13 protein-coding genes and 1 pseudogene are annotated in these 13,703 nt (G+C 49.1%); 12 read left to right on the top strand and 2 right to left on the bottom strand.

Annotated features, from left to right (window positions below; all coding sequences use genetic code 11):
* The first annotated feature begins 11 nt into the window (after window positions 1-11).
* Both recO and uppS read left to right on the top strand, forming a co-directional pair.
* Window positions 12-758, top strand: a complete 747-nt coding sequence (recO, locus tag RQN30_RS12340) for a DNA repair protein RecO (RefSeq protein WP_353060725.1) — start codon at window positions 12-14, stop codon at window positions 756-758.
* 47 nt (window positions 759-805) lie between these two features.
* A complete protein-coding gene (gene uppS / locus RQN30_RS12345; protein ID WP_353060726.1) occupies window positions 806-1,645 on the top strand; it encodes a polyprenyl diphosphate synthase in 840 nt (279 codons plus the stop codon).
* 61 nt (window positions 1,646-1,706) lie between these two features.
* Here uppS and RQN30_RS12350 read toward each other — a convergent pair whose 3' ends face one another.
* The gene (locus RQN30_RS12350) at window positions 1,707-2,600 is read right to left on the bottom strand and encodes a VIT1/CCC1 transporter family protein (protein ID WP_353060727.1); all 894 of its coding nucleotides are present in this window, start codon (window positions 2,598-2,600) and stop codon (window positions 1,707-1,709) included.
* A gap of 162 nt (window positions 2,601-2,762) precedes the next feature.
* Between RQN30_RS12350 and RQN30_RS12355 the strand changes: the two genes are divergently transcribed.
* Window positions 2,763-3,305 carry a hypothetical protein gene (locus RQN30_RS12355; RefSeq protein ID WP_353060728.1) on the top strand — a complete coding sequence of 181 codons (543 nt, stop codon included), beginning with the start codon at window positions 2,763-2,765 and terminating at the stop codon, window positions 3,303-3,305.
* A 323-nt stretch (window positions 3,306-3,628) separates the two neighbouring features.
* On the opposite strand, the gene RQN30_RS12360 is transcribed toward RQN30_RS12355, so the two are convergent.
* Complete coding sequence (locus tag RQN30_RS12360; RefSeq protein WP_353060729.1) at window positions 3,629-3,775, bottom strand: hypothetical protein; 147 nt, start codon at window positions 3,773-3,775, stop codon at window positions 3,629-3,631.
* Window positions 3,776-3,791: 16 nt separating this feature from the next.
* Between RQN30_RS12360 and RQN30_RS12365 the strand changes: the two genes are divergently transcribed.
* The 9 genes and pseudogenes from RQN30_RS12365 to tyrS all read left to right on the top strand — a co-directional run bounded on the left by RQN30_RS12365 (window position 3,792) and on the right by tyrS (window position 12,883).
* Window positions 3,792-4,220 (top strand): hypothetical protein, encoded by a 429-nt coding sequence (locus RQN30_RS12365; RefSeq protein ID WP_353060730.1) that lies wholly within the window; start codon window positions 3,792-3,794, stop codon window positions 4,218-4,220.
* 356 nt (window positions 4,221-4,576) lie between these two features.
* Window positions 4,577-5,119 carry a translation initiation factor IF-3 gene (gene infC / locus RQN30_RS12370; RefSeq protein WP_353060731.1) on the top strand — a complete coding sequence of 181 codons (543 nt, stop codon included), beginning with the start codon at window positions 4,577-4,579 and terminating at the stop codon, window positions 5,117-5,119.
* Between the two features lie 96 nt (window positions 5,120-5,215).
* Entirely contained in the window at window positions 5,216-5,410 is a 195-nt protein-coding gene (gene rpmI / locus RQN30_RS12375) for a 50S ribosomal protein L35 (RefSeq protein WP_309955100.1), read from the top strand.
* A gap of 43 nt (window positions 5,411-5,453) precedes the next feature.
* Complete coding sequence (gene rplT / locus RQN30_RS12380) at window positions 5,454-5,834, top strand: 50S ribosomal protein L20 (RefSeq protein ID WP_353060732.1); 381 nt, start codon at window positions 5,454-5,456, stop codon at window positions 5,832-5,834.
* Window positions 5,835-6,058: 224 nt separating this feature from the next.
* A complete protein-coding gene (locus RQN30_RS12385; RefSeq protein ID WP_353060733.1) occupies window positions 6,059-6,871 on the top strand; it encodes a TrmH family RNA methyltransferase in 813 nt (270 codons plus the stop codon).
* A 224-nt stretch (window positions 6,872-7,095) separates the two neighbouring features.
* Window positions 7,096-8,196, top strand: coding sequence for a phenylalanine--tRNA ligase subunit alpha (gene pheS / locus RQN30_RS12390; protein WP_353060734.1), 1,101 nt, complete (start codon window positions 7,096-7,098; stop codon window positions 8,194-8,196).
* A 1-nt stretch (window position 8,197) separates the two neighbouring features.
* Window positions 8,198-10,783, top strand: coding sequence for a phenylalanine--tRNA ligase subunit beta (gene pheT, locus RQN30_RS12395; protein ID WP_353060735.1), 2,586 nt, complete (start codon window positions 8,198-8,200; stop codon window positions 10,781-10,783).
* A gap of 130 nt (window positions 10,784-10,913) precedes the next feature.
* On the top strand, window positions 10,914-11,432 hold the full coding sequence (gene argR / locus RQN30_RS12400; protein WP_353060736.1) for an arginine repressor: 519 nt from the start codon (window positions 10,914-10,916) through the stop codon (window positions 11,430-11,432).
* A gap of 196 nt (window positions 11,433-11,628) precedes the next feature.
* Window positions 11,629-12,883 (top strand): annotated as a pseudogene (gene tyrS / locus RQN30_RS12405) (tyrosine--tRNA ligase).
* The last annotated feature ends 820 nt before the right edge of the window (window positions 12,884-13,703 follow it).

Here is a 13,703-nt window from a genome sequence, read left to right on the forward strand (position 1 = left end):
AAACTGGTGCCGTGAATAAGACATATCGTGATCAGGCAATTGTGCTGCGCACCCAGGATTTAGGTGAAGCCGACCGGATTATCACGATGCTTACGCCGAACAAAGGCAAGATTCGTGCCGTCGCCAAAGGAGTACGAAAGACGAAATCGCGTTTTGGTGCGCGGCTTGAACCATTTTCTTATATTGATGTGCAATTGTATACAGGACGGACGTTTGATGTAATTACGCAGGTCGAATCAATTAATGCCTATCATCGCGCGATTATCACGAATTATCATGCGTTTACTTCTGCGACGGCAATGCTTGACGCGGTTAGTCATCTTATGGAGCAGGAGGGCGAAGCTGATTTTGCACAATTTGCACTTTTGCATGGAGCGATTCATGCAGTGGCGACGGGTGCACATCTTCCTGATTTAATTCTTAACTCTTATCTGCTGCGGGCGATGCGGCAAGCAGGTTGGGAATTTGCGGTTTTTGAATGTGCAGTTTGCGGTACGGAAGGCCCGCATCGTGCTTTGAGTATTACTAGCGGCGGCGCAGTTTGTGAAATCTGCAAACCTGGCGGAGCGATAAATCCGGCGATTGAAACCTGGCAGCTGCTTGCAGCGCTGCTTGCGGGGGATTGGAAAGTAGCTGATTTTTCTGATGTGTCAGCTCGCCGCGCAGTGAGCGGAATTGTTAGTGCATTTTTGCAATGGCATATTGAACAGCAGTTGAAGTCATTACGTTTTGTGCATTCGCGGCTTCTCAATACTTAGCGATGTAATCAGCGGACAGGAAAACGTTTAGGAGCTAATTTAATCTCATGAGTGAAGAATTTTCATTTGAAAAACGGAAATCGCAAAATAGCGAAATCCCATTACACCGTGAAGGGATGAATCCTCCCAGTTTTGCGCGCAGTGAAGTTCCCAAACATGTTGCGATTGTGATGGATGGCAATGGACGCTGGGCAAATGCACAGGGATTGCCGCGTACAGCCGGGCATCGTGCTGGTGAATTTTCATTAATGGATGTGATTGCCGGGGCGATTGAAACTGGAATTAAAGTACTCTCTGTGTATGCGTTTTCAACAGAAAATTGGAAGCGCTCGCCGCGTGAAGTACATTTCCTGATGGGGTATTCACGTGATGTTATTCGGGCCCGCCGTGCGCAGTTAAAAGAATGGGGAGTGAAAGTTGTATGGTCTGGGCGCAGACCGAAACTTTGGAAATCAGTGATTGCTGAAATGGAAACGACGGCAGATTTCACTGCGGATAATTCGCGGCTGATTTTGAATTTTTGCTTAAATTACGGCGGACAATATGAGATTTCTGATGCTGTGCGCGAGATTGCTGCACGGGTAGAAAATGGGACGCTGCGGGCTGACGCAATCACTCCGGCCACAATCGGCAGACATTTGTATCAGCCGGAGCTGCCGCCAGTTGATTTATTTATTCGTACCGGCGGGGAACGGCGGACTTCGAACTTTTTGATTTGGCAATCCGCATATGCGGAAATGATGTTTCCTGCAGTGCCTTGGCCGGAGTTTCATCGGCAAGAACTTTGGGGATGTCTTGAAGATTATGCCGGACGGGAGCGCCGCTTTGGTGCTGCCGTGGATCAAGTTGCTGCGGATTCTCGGCAAGATACTGCTGCGGAAAATTAAATTCCGGCTATGCGGGAAGGCATAGCCGGAAACTAGCCGCTGCAGCGGCAAAGCTGATTAGTTAGCTGATATTTCCGCCAACAAAAGTTCCAATAATGTAGGTCACAATCATTGCGATATTTCCCCAGAGAATAGTGCGGAGCACAGCGGGGAGAATCGGTGCTTTTCCAAGATATGCGGATACAGATCCGGTAATTCCCAGCGCGATGCTCACTGCAGCCATTGTGAAAACTACGGCAAGCTGTGCGGGGGAAGCGATAATGGCAATCAATGGAATTATCGCTCCCAAAGCGAAAGCAAGCATTGAAGCTCCTGCTGCGTGCCACGGATTTGTTAAATCATCTGGATCAATATTGAGTTCGTAACGGGCATGAGCGCTGGTGGCATCCTTTGCAGAAAGTTCTCGCGCTGTGGCGCGGGAAAGATAATCAGAGACCCCTTGTGCTTTAATGAAACCAGCTAGACGTTTTTCTGCACCGAGCGGATCCAGAGCGATTGCCTGCCGCTGGCGGTGCAGAGCGGCGCGCTCTGCATCACGCTGTGTGGATACTGACACGTATTCGCCGGCTGCCATTGAAAGTGCGCCAGCTGCGAGACCGGCAATACCTGAGACGAGAAGTGCAAATCCGGAAACTGATGCGCCTGAGACTCCAACCACAAGGCTTGCGGTGGAAACGATACCGTCGTTTGCTCCAAGTACACCGGCACGAAGCCAATTCAGTTTCGTGTTTAGTTTCGAGTTGATATCAGTGGCTGCTGCAGTATTCGATTTTTCGGTTCGCTCCGTATCGAGTGCTGGAATCGCTGCAGTACTATCGGTTCGGTGCTGTAAATTTAGCTGCAGTTCAGATTCAGCGGTATTAATCGGTTTTTCAGATGTTTCCAGAATGAGACAACCAGCAGTTGCACATTTGTGCTTCAGAGAATATTTTTGGTAATCAATCACTGTTGTCATTTCTACTCGCTTCGATAATTTTGAACGTTTTTTAATCTGTGTGCAATACTTGTCTTGTTATCTTCTTATCTTTAAATTAATCGGAAGTTGAAAATTAAACCAGCAAGGTGAGGCTTCCCTTGGATTGGTTTCAGCAAAACTCAACGGAACAGGTGCGGTTTTATGGCCACTTTTCAGCGTTATTTGGTGCTGACCCCATTTGCGAAAGCCAATGTTCTTGAAAAAGTACTGCGCATCCGGAAACTTGCAGCAAACGTTATGAGGACTGATTCAGGTGCAGTTGTTTATCATGATTTGCTGGTAAAAGAATATGACGATTGGGATATTGCTGAGCTTCTCGGCGCTCCTGCGGAGTCAAAGCCGAATATTGCAGAATCGGAAGAAAGTGCCGCTGCGGCGAATTCTGGTGATGCTGATGCTGCTGCGTTTGTTAATTCAGATGCGGAATTCACTGCCGAAAACAGCGAAAATCCGGAATTTATCGCGAAAGTCCTCTCGCTTCTTTCTCCTTATGGGGTAATACTTTTTACCGTTGAACTCGGAGATGATATCGGCGGAGAGTCTGGTGTGTCTGGGATTGTACACGCGCAGCGCGTCGTCAATGGCAAAATCACCGAGGAGATTGCTCCTGGTTTGCTGCTTGCTGTGATCGATCCGCAGATTGAAGATTTGTTGATTCAGCCCCAGATCAGCCGAATCATGTAAGCTAACCGCTGCCGCAAAAGCAGCGCACGTTCGCATAAAACCATGAAATTTATGCAAAGTACGTGAATTGCTCCGCGAGTGAGATTAGAAAAGCGAAATCGCCCCCTCTTAACAGTTCGCTGTATTAAATACGCAAACTTTTCCGCTGTACCCGTCAATGCACTAATGAATAGATTTTATGTCTGACTTTTCAAAACTTTTGCACGCAAATCCATTTTCTGCCGATACTGGAGAGATTCCTCCGCAGCTCGCAGCAGCCTTTTCTGCACCTCCCGAGCTGCGGACGGCAGCTGTTGTAAAAAATCTTGAACGGGTGCTTGTGGCTATTTACCCGCATTCGCAGCCGAAATTTGATGGCAGCGGAAAGGTGCAAGCACATCCTGCGTCATCAAATCCGCTGGAAGATGATGACGCACTTTTTGCGGCACATTTCTCGGCGGACGAAAAGCAATTGAAATTTTTTCGGACATTGATACGCTGCTGCAAGTGCATCCGAAAGCCCGTCCGATGCCGGTAAATATTAAAGATATTTCCCGGATTGCAATCAGCCGCGGATCAGGACTGATTGTGTTGAATCCGCAAAGCGATACCGTGCAGTACTTGGGGCGTTCAGCTGTTGCGGCGCTTGCTGCCGAAACACAGTGGATTGCACCATGGGAAGATCACCAGATAGTGACGGAAATTCTGCATGGAATCGAAGCGGCTAATTTCGGTAAGCAAAGCAGCGAAATTTTGCAGCACATTACAGTGCATTCGAGTGCAAACGGAATTTGTGTCCTGAATCTTATGATTTCTAAAAATACGAAACGAGAAGCTGCAGTGCAATTAGTACGTACCGTGTTGGTGATAATTCAAAAGACTGCGTATTTGCGGGCACGCCTTGATGCGCTCGAAATCCGTCCAGTTTTTGCATAGGATTCGCTGAGAATTACTACGTGGGCAAGCTCACCAGTAATTTTTTGAAAATACGGGTGTATCTTTGAGAAAACCGGGTGCGGCTGGTAAAGTTGGCTAACGACCGACTGGCAGATAGCCAGCACGCAAGCGGAGAAATCCCACCTGGGCGCTACTCGATTCGGCGCCGGGTTTGGAAATACGGTTAGTTTTATGATGCCGTATGCCCTCTGGGGGTCCGTGCGCGTCGCACATAAAACTAGAGGAGCAATTATCAACGAGCCAAGAATCAACGATCGAATCAACGTGCCGGAAGTGCGTCTTGTAGGTCCGGGTGGTGAGCAGGTCGGCGTAATCGCAATTAAAAAGCATTGCAGTTGGCGATTGAAGCCAATCTCGATCTTGTAGAGGTTGCTCCAAACGCTAAGCCGCCCGTGGCAAAGCTGATGGACTACGGAAAATACAAGTATGAAGCAGCACAGAAAGCACGCGAGGCCAGGCGGAATCAGGCAAGTACGCAGCTGAAAGAAATTCGGATTGGGTTAAAAATTGATCAGCATGATTATGAAACCAAGCTCAAGCGAATTTACAAGTTTCTTGATGCGGGAGATAAAGTAAAAATTCAGCTCCGTTTCCGGGGCCGTGAGCAGTCCCGTCCGGAAGAGGGCGTAAATCTGATGCAGCGGATTGCCCAGGATGCTGCCGAGAACGGTGTAGTTGAATCTGCTCCGCGTGTCGACGGGCGGGCGATGGTGATGGTACTTGCGCCAATTCGCCGTAAGTCGGAAGCCAAGTCTGATCAGCGCCGGCGGCGTGAAGCTGAGCGTGAAAGCCGTCGGATGAAAGAAGCTACCCGCGCGCAAAAGAATGCGGAGAAAATTGCTGCAAAGTCGGGCGAAGTTCACGAAATATCAGAATGAACTTTCCGGCTTGGAAAACTAGTTTTAAAGCAGACACGAACAGGTACTTCGCAAGAAGTTAGACAGCTGCATGAAGCAGCTAGAGGGAGCATGGAAATGCCAAAGATGAAGACACACTCCGGTACAAAGAAGCGTATCCGCGTTACCGGTAAGGGCAAGTTGATGCGTGAGCAGGCAAACAAGCGCCACCTTCTCGAACACAAGTCATCACGCCGTACTCGCCGTCTTTCCACTGATCAGCCAGTGGCAAAGGCAGATGTAAAGAAGATGAGCCGCCTTCTTGGCCGCTAATCGCGAGTATTAAAGCATTTTACGAAACAAGGAGAAATGAATAATGGCACGCGTAAAGAATGCCCTCAATGCCAAGAAGAAGCGCCGCACAGTTCTCGATCGCGCATCGGGTTACCGCGGGCAGCGTTCCCGTCTTTACCGGAAGGCAAAGGAACAAGTAACACACTCATTCGTATACAACTACCGTGACCGCAAGGTTCGGAAGAATGAGTTCCGCAAGCTATGGATTACCCGTATTAACGCTGGTGCCCGCGCAAACGGCATGACCTACAACCGCTTTATGCAGGGTTTGAAACTTGCTGCAGTGGAAGTCGACCGCCGGATGCTTGCGGAGCTTGCAGTAAACGATCCGGCAGCTTTCGCCGCAATCGTTGAAATTGCCCGCAAAGCACTCCCAGAAGATGTAAACGCTCCAAAGGCATGATTTCTGGCGGGATTCGCTTTTTATTTTTAGTCGGTGTTTTTAAGAATTTCTCTTAAAGGCACCGACTAATTTCACACAAACACAGCCGCAGAAACCAGCAATGAATCTGCACGGCAGGTTCGATTTCGAAGTGCAGCATTTTTCGCTGCTGCGTACAATTCTAGTAAAGATTGTTTCCCGCGCAGTATGCGCCTGACCAAAGTGAACCGATGCCGCGGAAAGAAATGCCTGTAAAAAATAGCCAGTTTAAGAAAGTCCAAGGGCTTTATCGAAGCGCAAATCGGCGCAAATACGAGCAGGCGATAGTTGAAGGCCCGCAAGCTGTACGCGAACTGATTACAGCGCAAGCCAATCTTGTACGGGATGTGTATGCGACGGAGCGGGCACTTACAGCGCATCCGGATGTTACACAATTGATTACCCGCAAAAACCTGTACTTACATCTTCTTCCTGCAGAACTATTTGCACAGCTCAGCACAGAAGCACAAGGGATTTTAGCCGTCGCCGATATCCCAGATGAACCAGATTTGAATGAAATTCTTGCCAATTCAAAGCTTTTGCTATTCGCATTGCGCGCTTCTGATCCAGGAAATCTTGGCACAATTATCCGCGCTGCAGATGCGTTTGGAGCACAGGCAGTAATAACCGGTGAAGAATCAGTGGAAGCCGCGAATCCAAAAGTGATTCGTTCATCCGTCGGTTCAGTATTTCATCTGCCGGTAATTGAATCAGAACCGCCGGCTGCGCTTATCAAACGCGCAAAAGCGGCTGGATATCAAGTATTTGCTGCCGACGGAAACGCCGATTATTATCTCGACGAATTGTTAAGCGCCGCCGAAAATACACGGTTTAATCTGGCAAAGCCGACGCTTTGGGTCGTCGGAAATGAAGCACACGGTTTTTCAGCAGCAGAACGGGAATTAGCAGATGCGGCAATCGCGATTCGAATGCAGGGGAGAGCAGAATCGCTGAATGTGGCAATGGCTGCTTCGATTTGCCTCTACACCAGCGCCCAAGCCCAGCAAACACAATCCTGAATATTACGCTGGATGTTTGTGCTGACAGTAATACCTGCGAGGTATTTGTTCTGCATTTTCCGGCAGAAGTGAATCCGTGAAGAGCGGATAAACAACGTAATTATTCACAACTGGTGATACCCGTTCGCGCACCTTCTTTTCGCCGAGTAATATGGGCTAGGGATATAATGACGCAAAATTTCTTGAAGTAAATTATGCGCCGCGTTAAGTAATAATGCGGAATAATGCGAGAGGGTATCATGGATTTAAGCCCATTAGACGAAGCGGGAATTGCGGCTGCCGTCGAAGCTGCAAAGGCGGCGTTCGCGGCGGCGGACACGCTTGAAGAAGTAAAAGCTGCACGGCTTGCACACGTAGGGGACAATGCCCCAATCACGCAGGCAAATATGCAAATTCGCAATCTTGAGAAAGCTGATAAGCCGACGGCCGGCAAACTGCTGGGGGCGGCGCGCAAAGCAGTACAGGAAGCTTTTTCGCAGGCGCAAGAGCGCGTCGAAGCTGCGGCGGAAGCACAAATGCTGCGCGAAGAGCGTGTAGATGTAACCGTGCCGACCTCCGGCAAAGCCAAAGGCGCACGTCACCCGCTGAATGTGCTTATCGACGACGTATCCGATTTCTTTGTTGCGATGGGCTGGGATATTGCAGAAGGTCCGGAATTAGAACATGAATGGTTCAACTTCGACGCATTAAACTTTGGTCCGGATCATCCGGCACGCCAAATGCAAGATACTTTTTATGTTGCGGGTTACACGCGCGTTACCGCCGATGGTGAAAATGAAATAACTGAAACTCCGGGCTTAGTACTGCGCACGCATACTTCGCCAGTACAGTCGCATGTAATGCTGCAGCGCGGTGCGCCCGTCTATATTGCATGCCCGGGTAAGGTGTACCGCACTGATGCCCTCGATGCCACCCACACCCCGGTTTTTCACCAGGTTGAAGGGCTTGCCGTCGATAAAGGCATGACGATGGAAAACCTCAAAGGCACGCTCGATCATTTTGCGCGGGCAATGTTCGGCCCAGAAGCGAAAACCCGTCTCCGCCCTTCATATTTCCCATTCACCGAACCGTCGGCAGAAATGGATTTATGGTTCCCGCAAAAGAAAGGCGGCGCCGGGTGGATTGAATGGGGCGGATGCGGCGTAGTTAATCCGGAAGTATTACGCAACGCTGGAATTGATCCTGATATTTACACCGGAATCGCATTCGGGATGGGGCTGGAACGCACATTGATGCTGCGCCACGGAATCGCGGATATGCGCGATATGGTCGAAGGTGATGTCCGCTTCTCAAACCAGTTCGGCACGACCGGAAAGGGTAACTAAAATGCCGTTAATTCCAATTGATTGGTTAAATGAACATGTGCAAGTACTTCCTGGCACTGATCCGGCACAGCTTGCAGCAGCACTCGTAAAAGTGGGACTTGAGGAAGAAGAAATCCATCAGCCGGAAGTGCAAGGTCCGATCGTCGTCGGAAAAGTTCTCACCCGCGAGGCAAAAGAACAATCCAACGGCAAAGTAATCAACTATTGCCGCGTAGATGTCGGCGCACACAACGACGCGCCAGGTACCGGCAAGGAGCCTTCCGAGCTGGCATCACGCGGAATTATTTGCGGTGCACACAATTTTGCCGCAGGCGACTATGTAGTCGTTTCACTTCCTGGTGCGGTGCTCCCCGGCGATTTCAAGATTGCCGCACGCAAAACCTATGGTCATATCTCCGACGGCATGATTTGCTCTCTGCGTGAATTAGCGCTCGGAGAAGATCACGACGGGATTATTGTGCTTGCTCGCGGAGATGAAGAAGCCCTGGCACGCGCGATTCCAGCCGTCGGTGAAGACGTGCTTGGATATCTCGGAATCCAAGGTGAAGTGCTCGAAATTAACGTCACCCCGGACCGCGGATACTGCTTTTCAATGCGCGGTGCAGCACGCGAATATGCCCATTCAACGGGTGCGAAGTTTACCGACCCGGTATTCGAAAGCAAGGCGGCAAAAGCACTGCCTGCAGTGAATAATAATGGATTCAAAGTCTCGATTGCCGACGATTCCCCAATTCACGGCGTGCCCGGATGCGGCCGTTTCATCACACGGATTGTACGCGGAGTTAATCCGAGTGCTCCGTCGCCAAAATGGCTGCAAAATCGGCTGCGTGCAGCGGGAATGCGGCCAATTTCGCTGGCTGTCGATGCAACGAATTACGTGATGCTTGATCTTGGGCAGCCATTGCATGCATACGATTTGGCGGCGCTCACTGAGCCAATTGTGGTCCGTCGGGCGCAGCCGGGAGAGAAACTCATCACGCTCGATGGTGTGGATCGTGAACTGCATACCGAAGATTTACTAATTACTGATTCGCAAGGCGGACATGGTGCGCGGGTGATTGGTCTGGCTGGCACAATGGGCGGGCAAGCAACTGAAATCTGCGAATCGACCACTGATGTATTGATTGAAGCAGCAAATTTTGATCCGGTTTCGGTCGCCCGCATGGCGCGTCGGCATCGGCTGCCATCAGAAGCTGCCAAACGTTTCGAGCGCGGCGTAGACCCGGCTGCAGCTCCTGTGGCAGCACAGGCAGTAGCAGAGCTATTGGCAGAATACGGCGGAGGCACGATTGATGAAGCAAATTTCGAATACTATTTGCCGGCGGATCCAGCGGTAATAGAGTTCAAACTCAGCGAAACTGCACGTTTAACTGGTTTGAAATTACCAGACGAAAAGCAAATCGCAATTTTGCGTGAAATCGGTTGTAAAGTTTCGGAAATTTCCAACGCCAGCGTATCAGTTACTGTGCCGTCTTGGCGTCCGGATATTGTTGGCAGCGCACATCTGGTTGAGGAAATTGCGCGGCTGGTTGGATACGATGAAATCCCGTCGGTGATTCCGGATGCTCCTGCTGGGAATGGTTTACCGGCAGAACAGCGTCAGCGCCGCGATATTTCCCGAACTCTTGCCGAGCAAGGCTGGGTACAAGTGCTCAGCTATCCATTTATTTCCGCTGCAGCTTTCGAAAAGCAAGGAATCGCAGCAGAAGATGAGCGGAGAATTGCGATCAAATTAAAAAATCCGCTGCAAGAAGAAGCACCCTATTTGCGAACTTCAATTCTTGACTCCTTATTGGAAACTGCACGTTTGAATCATGCCCGCGGAAACGAAGCAGTTGCGATTTTTGAAGTCGGACGGGTAACCCTGCCGCAAGGAATCATGCCTGCAGACACTCCCGGTGTCGGAAGCCGCCCAAGTGATGCGCAATTGCAGGCTTTACACGGCGCGGTTCCAGCTCAGCCGCACCGAATCGCCGGTGTGGCTTGCGCCGACGCGGCAGCCGGAAACTTTGGATATCCGGCGCAAACTTGGGATTGGCGCGACGCAATTCAAGCCGCCAAGATATCTCTCGAAACAGTTGGTCTTAACGCAGAACTGGAAAATGCAGAATATGCGCCATTCCATCCGGGGCGCTGCGCGCAAGTGCGCGTTGGCGGAACGGTACTTGGCTATGCTGGTGAGCTTGCACCAAAGGTCTGCAAAGCTTTCGATTTACCGAAGCGTTCAGTTGCTTTCGAACTTGATTTAGATCAGATTTTCGCCGCTCGCGGCAGTGCACCGATTCAAGTGCGTCCAGTGGCAGTTTTCCCTGTGGCAAAAGAAGATTTTGCTTTTGTAGTTGATCAGGCAGTTACTGCGAGTGAACTGGCAGCAGTCATCACAAAAGCGGCAGGTGCAGCTTTTGAAAGCGTGCGTTTGTTTGATGTTTACACTGGGGAGCAAGTCGAATCTGGCAAAAAGTCATTAGCTTTTGCACTGCGTTTACGCGGCGTTTCCGGAACGCTTTCAGCTGAAGAAGTAGCGGGAATCAGGAAGCGAATTGTGAAGCAGGCGAAGAAAGCTGTTGGAGCTGAACTTCGAAACTAGTTTCCGCGAATTTAGTTTTCTTACCGCGATAGTGTTAACCCGCTGTGCGATGAATATTTCGAATCCCAGCGGGTTGCCACTAAAATAAAATCAGTCAATATCTGATCTCTGCTAATAGAAAGACTTAACCTTGAGCCATGAAGGAATTCCTGCCACTCGTGCGGCGCGTCATGCAAAGATTCTCGAAATTATTGAGAATAACCCAATCAGCTCGCAAGGTGAATTACGCAATTTTCTTGAAGAAAACGGGATTGCAGTTACCCAAGCTACGCTTTCTCGTGATTTAGAGGAACTGCATGCGTTCAAGGAATATGCCGCTGACGGCCGTCGGATATACCGAATTCCCGATGTTGTGGAACTTTCGGAATCTGCTTATGGCGCACGGGCGCAGCTTGAGCGGTGGTCTCGGGAAATTATTATTAGTGCGCGTAATGCTTTGAATCAGGTGGTTGTCCGCACTCCGCCCGGAGCAGCGCAGTTGATTGCTTCGGCAATTGACCGTGCAGTGCTGGATGATATTCTCGGCTGCGTCGCTGGCGACGATACTGTACTGATTATTACTAGTTCTGAGAAACGTGCACGGATGCTTGTAAAAGAATTGCTTGATCTTTCTGCAGGGCGTAAGGCCGTACCGGAGAGAGAAATCTGAATGCCGAACAGATTAGGCGATTTGCAAGCTGCGGCGAACGAAAACCAGATACTGGAAAATGTGCTGCAGGTTCGCAATTAATGCCGGCAGCACGTATGTTTTATATATACATATTTTGGATATATCAGCGATGATGTATTTACTGCCAAAATAGAAAATCAAAATAATTCCAACAAAGGTAAAGGGAGATAAACAAGTGTCTGGAGTTCTCGACGAACTGCGTTGGCGGGGATTAATCGCACAACATACTGATATTGATGCGCTCGAAAAGGCGCTGAATGAAGAGACTTTGACTTTCTATTGCGGTTTTGATCCGACGGCGCCGTCGCTGCACCATGGGCATCTTGTGGCAGTAAAAGTAATGCGGCATCTGCAGCTTGCCGGTCACCATCCGCTTGTTCTTGTCGGCGGTGCTACTGGTTTGATTGGCGATCCGCGCGATAAAGGTGAGCGTGTCTTAAATGGGCGCGATACGGTGGCGCAATGGGCAGATTCTTTGCGTTCACAGTTGGAATCGCTGCTTGATTTCGAAGGTGAGAATCCAGCTCGCACGGTGAATAATCTTGACTGGACTAATGAGATTAGTGCGGTTGATTTTTGCGTGATTTAGGCAAGCATTTCCGACTTGGAACGATGATTTCGAAAGATATTGTTGCGCGCCGTCTTAATTCTGAGGAGGGGATTTCATACACGGAGTTCTCATACCAGATTCTGCAGGCAAATGATTATCTTGAACTTTTCCGTCGTTACGGATGTACGCTTGAGGTTGGCGGAAACGACCAGTGGGGGAATCTCGTCGGCGGTATGGATTTGGTTCGCAAGGTTGAGGGAGCGTCTGTACACGTACTTACGAATCCTTTGATTACTAAGGCCGACGGTACTAAGTTTGGGAAGACCGAGGGCGGAGCGGTCTGGCTGAATCCAGAAATGCTTTCCCCATATAAGTTCTACCAGTTCTGGTTAAATACCGCCGATGAAGACGTGATTCGGATGCTGAAAGTATTTACTTTCCGAACTCGGGAGGAGATTGAGGCTCTGGAAGCGGCTGTGCGGGAACGTCCGCATGCGCGTGAGGCACAGAAAGTACTTGCAGCGGATGTGACTACTTGGGTTCATGGAGCTGAGAATACTGAACGTGTGAAAGCAGCTTCACTGGTGCTTTTGGGAAAGCTGATCCGAAGATACTTGATGAGCGGACTTTGCGTGACGCAGTTGCGGAGCTGCCGAAGACTTCCGGACAGATCGGGATTGAAGTGGTGGACTTGCTGGTACAGCTTGGGCTTGAAAAAGGGAAGAGTGCGGCTCGGAAAACTATTGCTTCCGGCGGAGTTTATATCAATAACGAGAAAGTTACTGATGAAGCGCGGGTAATTGCAGAAGCTGACGTGCTTGCTGGCCGTGTGGTGCTTTTGCGTAAGGGCCGGAAGAATCTTAACCTTGTGGAGCTGTAAGCGAGGTTTTGCCCGGATACTGTTTTTGGTTCAGCAGCTCGAATATGCAGTTTTTCGGCGTTGAAAGTTGGGCTGTAATCTAATCTGTTTTGCTTTAATGGGATGACCTGTATTTTTGATTGGGTCATCCCATTTATTTTTATTTGCTGGTGTTTCGTGATGGTTTTAGCGGTTATTGCGAAATTTCCAAATTCTTCGCTCTTTCTATGCCTGATTTGGCGCTGGAAAAGTATTTGGATGCGGCAAAAGCTTTGATTGAAAACAATGTGTCGCGTAATCCGGTTAGCTGCGGATATTATTTGTTCGCAGAATTCACCAGCCGATTATCGGAACTATCGGCTGGCAGTTCCGATAACAGGGGTATTTGCAACCGGGTTTTGTTTTGAGTGAAATACTTTGAGTAAAAGACTGTGCGGGGATTTCGTAAATTTCCGAAAAATTGTGTTCATAATGCGGTAAAAAAATTTGCAGTTCATATGCAAGTATTTTTCCGAGCGGTGATCATCTATGGAATAGATACACAGTTTCCGTAGATATGACTGAACTTTTAAAGTGGCTGTGACACTTTTAAAGCAGCTGTGATTTAACCTTTAAGATGTGCGCAAATTCAGCGCAAATAAAAATCATTGCGGATGTGCAGCTGCGGGTAAGCAATTTAGTAAATCTGCAAAAAAATTTCGGTGTTTTGTACCCGAAATCAGAAAAAACAAATCATTTTCATGTGACCCCGCTCGCTTTTAATACCGAAAAAGATTAATTATTTTTCTGTTTTCCGCTATTTTTCAAGGAAAATTTCTTATATACAACTAATTCTCATTTT

The organism is Arcanobacterium hippocoleae, from assembly GCF_040360365.1.
Classification (GTDB): domain Bacteria; phylum Actinomycetota; class Actinomycetes; order Actinomycetales; family Actinomycetaceae; genus Arcanobacterium_A; species Arcanobacterium_A hippocoleae_A.

Bases quoted from the DNA above. Each gene is read 5' to 3' on its own strand.
- rpmI (WP_309955100.1), top strand. From the start codon at position 5,216: ATGCCAAAGATGAAGACACACTCCGGTACAAAGAAGCGTATCCGCGTT.
- pheT (WP_353060735.1), top strand. From the start codon at position 8,198: ATGCCGTTAATTCCAATTGATTGGTTAAATGAACATGTGCAAGTACTT.
- RQN30_RS12385 (WP_353060733.1), top strand. From the start codon at position 6,059: ATGCCTGTAAAAAATAGCCAGTTTAAGAAAGTCCAAGGGCTTTATCGA.
- RQN30_RS12355 (WP_353060728.1), top strand. From the start codon at position 2,763: ATGGCCACTTTTCAGCGTTATTTGGTGCTGACCCCATTTGCGAAAGCC.
- rplT (WP_353060732.1), top strand. From the start codon at position 5,454: ATGGCACGCGTAAAGAATGCCCTCAATGCCAAGAAGAAGCGCCGCACA.
- RQN30_RS12360 (WP_353060729.1), bottom strand. From the start codon at position 3,775: ATGTCCGAAAAAATTTCAATTGCTTTTCGTCCGCCGAGAAATGTGCCG.
- pheS (WP_353060734.1), top strand. From the start codon at position 7,096: ATGCGAGAGGGTATCATGGATTTAAGCCCATTAGACGAAGCGGGAATT.
- uppS (WP_353060726.1), top strand. From the start codon at position 806: ATGAGTGAAGAATTTTCATTTGAAAAACGGAAATCGCAAAATAGCGAA.
- RQN30_RS12350 (WP_353060727.1), bottom strand. From the start codon at position 2,600: ATGACAACAGTGATTGATTACCAAAAATATTCTCTGAAGCACAAATGT.